Here is a 6,762-nt window from a genome sequence, read left to right on the forward strand (position 1 = left end):
CCTCAGCCCAGGCGACGGCCTTCACCGTCATCCTGGCGGTGAGCTTCTGCCACTGCATCAACGACATCATGCAGTCGCTGCTATCGGCCATTTACCCGCTCCTGAAAGAGAATTATGGCCTCGATTTCTGGCAGATCGGCTTGTTGACCTTCACTTTCCAGGTGACCGCATCCTTGCTGCAGCCGCTGATCGGCATGATCACCGACAAGCGGCCGATGCCCTATTCGCTGCCCTATGGCATGGCGTCGTCGCTGATCGGCCTGATCGTGCTCGCCTATGCCGGGCATTATTCGCTGCTGCTGATCGGTGCCTCGCTGATCGGCATCGGCTCGGCGATCTTCCACCCGGAATCCTCGCGCATCGCCCGCTTCGCTTCCGGCGGCCGCTTCGGCCTGGCGCAGTCGCTGTTCCAGGTGGGCGGCAATTTCGGCCAGTCCATGGGGCCGCTGCTGGCGGCCTTCATCGTCGTGCCGTTCGGCCAGACCAGCATTTCCTGGTTCGCCGTCGGCTCGCTGATCGGCATCATCGTTTTGTGGCAGGTCGGCGGCTGGTACAGCCGGCTGCGTGCCGCGCAGGGCACCCGCAAGGCGGCGAGCTTCGTTTCGCCCTTCCCGCGCCGCAAGGTGATGAATGCATTGATCGTGCTGACACTGCTGGTTCTGAGCAAGAATGCCTACATCGCCAGCCTCGCCAGCTACTACACCTTCTATTCCATGCATAAGTTCGGCGTTTCTGTGCAGATGAGCCAGGTCATGCTGTTCCTGTTCCTCGGCGCCTCGGCGCTGGGCATCCTGCTCGGCGGCCCGTTCGGCGACCGCTATGGGCAAAAGGCGATGATCTGGTTCTCCATCGTCGGCGTGCTGCCCTTCACGCTCGCCCTGCCCTACGCCAATCTGGAATGGACGATGGTGCTGACGGTGCTGATCGGGCTGATCCTCTCCTCGGCCTTCTCCAACATTGTCGTCTTTGCGCAGGAACTCGTGCCGGGTCGCGTCGGCATGATCGCCGGCATCTTCTTCGGCTTCGCCTTCGGCATGGGCGGCATCGCGGCGGCCGTGCTCGGCGTCGTCGCCGACATGAAGGGCATCGATTTCGTCTTCCAGATCTGCTCCTATTTGCCGTTTCTTGGATTGCTGACCGTGTTCCTGCCCAACATGAAGGAAGCGCGCAAGGCGCAGGCGGCCGCCTAGATCAGGCCTGAAACCCACGCAAGGAAAAGCACCCGCCAGACGGCGGGTGCTTTTTTCGTTCCAACGGCCTATGCTTTGAAGAAGGCCAGCAGGTCGGCGTTGACGATGTCTGCATGGGTCGTGGCCATGCCGTGCGGGAAGCCCTTGTAGACCTTGAGCTCGCCCTTCTTGAGCAGCTTGATCGTCAGCAGCGCCGAGTCCGCGATGGGAACGATCTGGTCGTCGTCGCCGTGCATGACCAGCACAGGCACGTCGATCGCCTTCAGATCCTCGGTGAAGTCGGTTTCCGAAAAGGCCTTGATGCAATCATAATGCGCCTTGGTGCCGCCCATCATGCCCTGGCGCCACCAATTATCGATGACGCCCTGCGATACCTCTGCGCCCGGGCGGTTGAAGCCGTAGAACGGACCTGATGGAACGTCGCGGAAGAACTGGGCGCGATTGGCTGCCTGCGCGGAGCGGAAGCCGTCGAACACTTCGATCGGCAGGCCGCCGGGATTGGCGGCAGTCTTGAGCATGATTGGCGGCACCGCGCCGATCAGCACCGCCTTGGCGACACGGCCGCCGGCGCCATACTTGGCGACATAACGCGCCACTTCGCCGCCGCCGGTCGAATGGCCGACATGGATGGCGTTCTTGAGGTCCAGATGGGCTGCGAGTTCCGCTACGTCGGCGGCATAGGTGTCCATCTCGTTGCCGATATCCGTCTGGGTCGAGCGGCCATGGCCTCGGCGATCATGGGCAATGACACGGTAGCCCTGTGACACGAAGAACAGCATCTGGGCGTCCCAATCGTCGCTGCTCAACGGCCAGCCGTGATGAAAGACGACAGGCTGCCCGGTCCCCGGTCCTTGTAGTAAATCTGCGTTCCGTCCCTGGTGGTGATCATGCCGCTGCCGGAGCTGGGTTTGGTTTGCGAGGTCATCTCAATCTCCTTCTGGTTACTTTCGCGATAAACAATATCGCGATATCGATATAGCTAACGCGGCCTAAAACCCTTGTCCACAAAAATATGTATCGCGATATCATTTTTCGTGGTATCGATTTGATGCCCACATTGGCAAAAGGAATGCGCCGTGCCTCTCCCGTTGGACAATCAGCTCTGTTTCACGCTCTATGCCACCAGCATGGCCATCAACCGCACCTACAAGCCGATGCTGGACGAGATGGGCATCACCTATCCCCAGTACCTGGTGTTGAACGCGCTTGGAGAGGCCGACGGCATGTCGGTCGGCACCATCGCCCATCGGCTCGCTTTGGAATCGAGCACCGTCACGCCGCTGGTGAAGCGAATGGAGCAGGCCGGGCTGGTGACCCGCCAGCGCAGCCAGACCGACGAGCGCCAGGTGCAGGTTGATCTGACATCAGCCGGGCGCGCACTGCTTGTCCAATGCAACTGCCTGAACGAAGCCTTGGTCGAACGCTCGGGCATGACGCTGACTGAGCTCGATGCGCTGAACCGGCAGATCCAGGCGTTACGCGCCGCGTTGACCGGCGACCGCTAGCACGGCTTGACGACGGCTAGCCAAACGTCGGAAGAGGCCACCATCATGCGGACTTAAGCACGGCAAATGGCCGTTTGCGCATGGCTCGCTTTGCCTGGAAACTGACGGCGGGAGCGGGACGGCCGACATGGAAGCCCTGGATCTTGTCTATGCCGAATTCGCGCATAAGGGCCATCTGCTCGTCTGTCTCCACCCCTTCGACCAGGATTTTGTGGCCGCGATTTCGAACCAGGGTGATAATGTCCTGCAGCATCGCCTTGCCGCTCGGGGAGCTGCAGTCATGCAGAAACGAGCGATCGATCTTCACCGTATCGAAATCGATCAGGCGAAGCCACGAAAGACCCGCGAAGCCGGTCCCGAAATCATCAAGCCAGATCTTGATCCCGAGCAGCTTCAGGTCGCTGATGCAGCGCAGGATGTCGGAGTGCATCTCCATCTCCAGCCCTTCGGTGATCTCGAAGGCCAGCCTGCTGCCTGCGACGCCGGTCTCGCCCAGAATGGTCGCGACCGACGTCGCGAAGCCCGGTGTCTTGAGCTGGATCGGGGAGACGTTGACACTGACGACACGGACGTGGTCGTCCGCCAGCAGTTCGGCGCACACTGTCCTTATCGCCCAGCGCCCGAGTTCCAGGATCGCGCCGGTCCGTTCGGCGACCGGAATGAACAGGCTCGGCGGAACCGATGTGCCGTCGAGCATCTTGAGGCGCATCAGAGCCTCCACCGCTTCAACCCGGTCCGATTTGACATCCTGGATAGGCTGGTAAACGAGTGAAACGAGATTCTGGCCGATCGCGATCTTCAGCAAAGCCGCAATGTTCTCGCTCTCGTCACTGCTTTGCGGGTCGGTTGGATCGAACAGCCGGGCACAATTTCGGCCGCCGGCTTTTGCCAGATAGAGAGCGCGATCGGCCTCGTGAATGATTTTCTCCAGCTTGGCCCCGGTCTGCGTCCGGGTGAATGCGGCGCCAACGCTTACCGTTACGATCGAGACGCCGTCGCGCCGCAGTTCGTGCGTCAGAGCCAGGTTCTCCACCGTGCTACAAATGGCTTCCGCAATGTCCAGGATCTGCTCCTTTTTCTCCATGCGAGCCAGGACGATGAACTCTTCGCCGCCATAGCGGCCGATGGAGCCATTATACTGTTTGATCATATCGCTAAGGGCATTGGCGACATGGATCAGGCAGCGGTCGCCTTCCTGATGGCCGTAGCAGTCATTGAACTTCTTGAAGAAGTCCACGTCGATGAGGATCGCCCCAAAGCTGGTGCCGACCTTTTGCCAATCGTTCCAGTAGTCTCGCAGCTTCTCGTCGATCGCGCGCCGGTTCTCCAGACCCGTGAGCGGATCGGTCCGCGACAACCTCAGCAGGGCCTTGCCGCGTTCGGTCGCCTCATTGTGCTGGATCTTGGCTTCCAGGGCGTTCAGGAAGACGTTGTAGCGTTCCTCATTCAGTTTCCAGTTCACATATGAGGTGAACGTGAAACAAGAAACATAGAAAGCCCCAAATACCATTTTGTATATGAGAGTTGAGGGAACAAAGTAATTTACGATATAAAGTATACATAAGATTATTGTCGAGGTTACGATAGAAAGCTTGAAATTGAATGTAAAGAAAAGATTGGCGCTCATCATGAATATGGTCCCAAAGACCATATAGTAAGAGACGCTTTCCTTGTCCGCGCCCATAATCGCCGGACACAGCCAACCAACATAGCCAAAGATGATGGCCCCGGCGCAGGTCACGTCGAGCCATTCCGTCCCGACGCCGTGGCGAAGCTGCGCTTCCAGGATCAAAAGCGCGCTCAAGCCGACCGCGAAGCGCGCCGTGATCGTATAGGCGGCCACATCCGGGATCAGCAGCAGATCCGTTGCCGAAAACAAGAGATAGATCGCAACTGCGATCCAAAGCCCTGGCCTGGCCTCCCCTCTTCGCGTCGCCCGGGCTTCGGTGCGGTAGAGGGCGCGAAGTTCGTCGGCCCCCAGTTCGTAGCGCGGCTCGTACGGCTCAGCGTCAACCGTATCGGCCAATGCGGATGACACGTGTTCGTTCATCACAATCGACCCCTTTTGAAAGGGATTTTGTTTTCCGAACTCATTTCCAGCTTCTGCCCCCACGCGGGCCGGCTCCTTGGGACGCGACGGCGATTGCGAACGCCGGGCAAACAAATGCAATCGCGCAAGACAAGTTTCCGTTAACTCGAACCCGGAATCCGGCTCGGAAACTGATTAACCAACGAACATGGTTGGCGGGAAATTAATCATAAACCTAAAATGCCGTCGGCCCGACATTGGCAAAGGGAGCATTCTACGCAATAAGTTAACCGACTGTTAACTATGGAGTGATGGCGTGCAGACCGTTCTTGATGGCAAAAGCTTGATTACTGCCGAGATGCTCGCCGGCACGCTGCCTCGGGGAAAGATCGAGCATCATGGCGAAGCGTTCGAAACCGCGCGCGCGGAGCTTGCCCTCATTCTCCACGCGACACAGCAGCAGGTCGAACAGGACAAGAACCCGGCCGAGATCGTCGGCCGCTTGCTGTCCTTCCTCAATGGCCTGCATTCCAAGGTTCATCCCGACGTCTGGCATGCGTTGATACCGGTCGCGCAGAACCATCCGATCCTGAAGTATTTTCTCGAGGATCCACTGACGCACTGGTCCTTCACCAAACCCAGGGGCTATTCCGGCGACGCGCAGTTGCTCGACTACATCTATTGTGATCCGCACGTGGCAGAGAGCGTGGCGAACGCCTCGGAGGTCGGCAAAGCACTCTATAGCCATACCCAGAACGTACCGTCATGCGTCGCGGCCCGGGAACGACGCGACCTCCTGACCCGATATGTCGACGAGATCGCGGCCAAGAACGGACCGGAAACCGAGGTTCTGGCGATCGCGGCCGGCCATTTGCGGGAAGCCAATCGTTCGGTCGCCCTGACGGAGGGCCGTCTCAAGCGCTGGGTTGCGCTCGACCAGGATCCCCAGAGCGTTGGGCTGATCTCGCGCGACTTCCAGGGCACCGCCGTCGAAGCCATCGACGGCTCGGTGCGAACCGTGCTCACGCGGGGCCACAAGCTCGGCAAATTCGACTTCATCTACGCCTCCGGCCTTTACGACTACCTCGCCCACAACGTCGCGGTGAAACTCACGAAGACCTGCCTGCAGATGTTGAAGCCGAACGGAACATTCCTGTTCGCCAACTACGCCGAGGGCACCCCCGACGCGGGGTATCGGGAGACGTTCATGGACTGGGTGTTGCTGCTGCGATCGGAGGTCGATATGTGGAACATCGTCAATGCCAGCGTCGACCGCAACACCGTCGAGGCGCAGGTATTCTTCGGCGAGAACCGCAACGTGCTCTATGCCGTCATCGAAAAGCGCGGATAGCGGCCGTCTGGGCTGCACCAGGCCGGTCGTGCCTTTGGCTTGCACCTCCGGCCGCCTTCCGCTATAGAGCCGCCACCCGCGTAGACACCCTTGGAGGCAACGCGGCGGAAGGCCGCCTTCCCGCATGATCCCGAAAAGTGGATTCCGGTTTTCGGACCAGATCATGCATGGGTATGTCGGCTTTCGACGTTTACGGTCCAGGCACTCTGCCCACCGTGAGCGCTCCAGAACAAACCGAAAGGAAATGCCATGAGCCACGACACTTACGAGCTCAAGGCCGAAGCACGCGAACAGGTCGGTAAGGGGTCCGCCCGTGCAGTTCGCCGCAACGGTAAAGTGCCTGCAGTAATTTATGGTGACAAGCAGCCTCCCCTGGCTATCGCGCTCACCTACAAGGACATCTACTACAAGATCCATGGCGGCGGGTTCCTGACCACGATCGCCACGATCGATGTCGACGGCAAGAAGATCCAGGTCCTGCCGAAGGACTTCCAGCTCGACCCGGTCAAGGATTTCCCTGTCCATGTCGACTTCCTGCGCATCGGCAAGGACACCGAAGTCAATGTCGACGTGCCTGTCCACTTCATCAACGAGGACAAGTCGCCCGGCATCAAGCGCGGCGGCGTACTCAACATCGTGCGTCACGAAGTCGAGTTCCACTGCCCGGCCAATGCGATCCCGGAATTC

5 protein-coding genes and 1 pseudogene are annotated in these 6,762 nt (G+C 59.6%); 4 read left to right on the top strand and 2 right to left on the bottom strand.

Annotated features, from left to right (window positions below; genetic code table 11):
• On the top strand, window positions 1-1,190 hold a 1,190-nt coding region (locus EN884_RS19990), incomplete at its 5' end, for an MFS transporter (protein ID WP_164895067.1).
• Window positions 1,191-1,258: 68 nt separating this feature from the next.
• Here EN884_RS19990 and EN884_RS19995 read toward each other — a convergent pair.
• A pseudogene (locus EN884_RS19995) lies at window positions 1,259-2,115 on the bottom strand (alpha/beta hydrolase).
• Between the two features lie 151 nt (window positions 2,116-2,266).
• On the opposite strand from EN884_RS19995, the gene EN884_RS20000 reads away from it, so the two are divergent.
• Entirely contained in the window at window positions 2,267-2,695 is a 429-nt protein-coding gene (locus EN884_RS20000; protein ID WP_013529998.1) for a MarR family transcriptional regulator, read from the top strand.
• A 43-nt stretch (window positions 2,696-2,738) separates the two neighbouring features.
• Here the strand turns inward: EN884_RS20000 and EN884_RS20005 are convergent, their stop codons facing one another.
• Complete coding sequence (locus EN884_RS20005) at window positions 2,739-4,745, bottom strand: EAL domain-containing protein (protein ID WP_032808605.1); 2,007 nt, start codon at window positions 4,743-4,745, stop codon at window positions 2,739-2,741.
• 295 nt (window positions 4,746-5,040) lie between these two features.
• On the opposite strand from EN884_RS20005, the gene EN884_RS20010 reads away from it, so the two are divergent.
• Together EN884_RS20010 and EN884_RS20015 are read left to right on the top strand one after the other, a co-directional pair.
• Window positions 5,041-6,075, top strand: a complete 1,035-nt coding sequence (locus tag EN884_RS20010; protein ID WP_013529996.1) for a methyltransferase — start codon at window positions 5,041-5,043, stop codon at window positions 6,073-6,075.
• A 249-nt stretch (window positions 6,076-6,324) separates the two neighbouring features.
• The coding region (locus tag EN884_RS20015; protein ID WP_128360698.1) for a 50S ribosomal protein L25/general stress protein Ctc at window positions 6,325-6,762 on the top strand (438 nt) is incomplete at its 3' end.

This window comes from Mesorhizobium sp. M7A.F.Ca.AU.001.01.1.1 (assembly GCF_004022735.1).
Classification (GTDB): Bacteria; Pseudomonadota; Alphaproteobacteria; order Rhizobiales; family Rhizobiaceae; genus Mesorhizobium; species Mesorhizobium ciceri.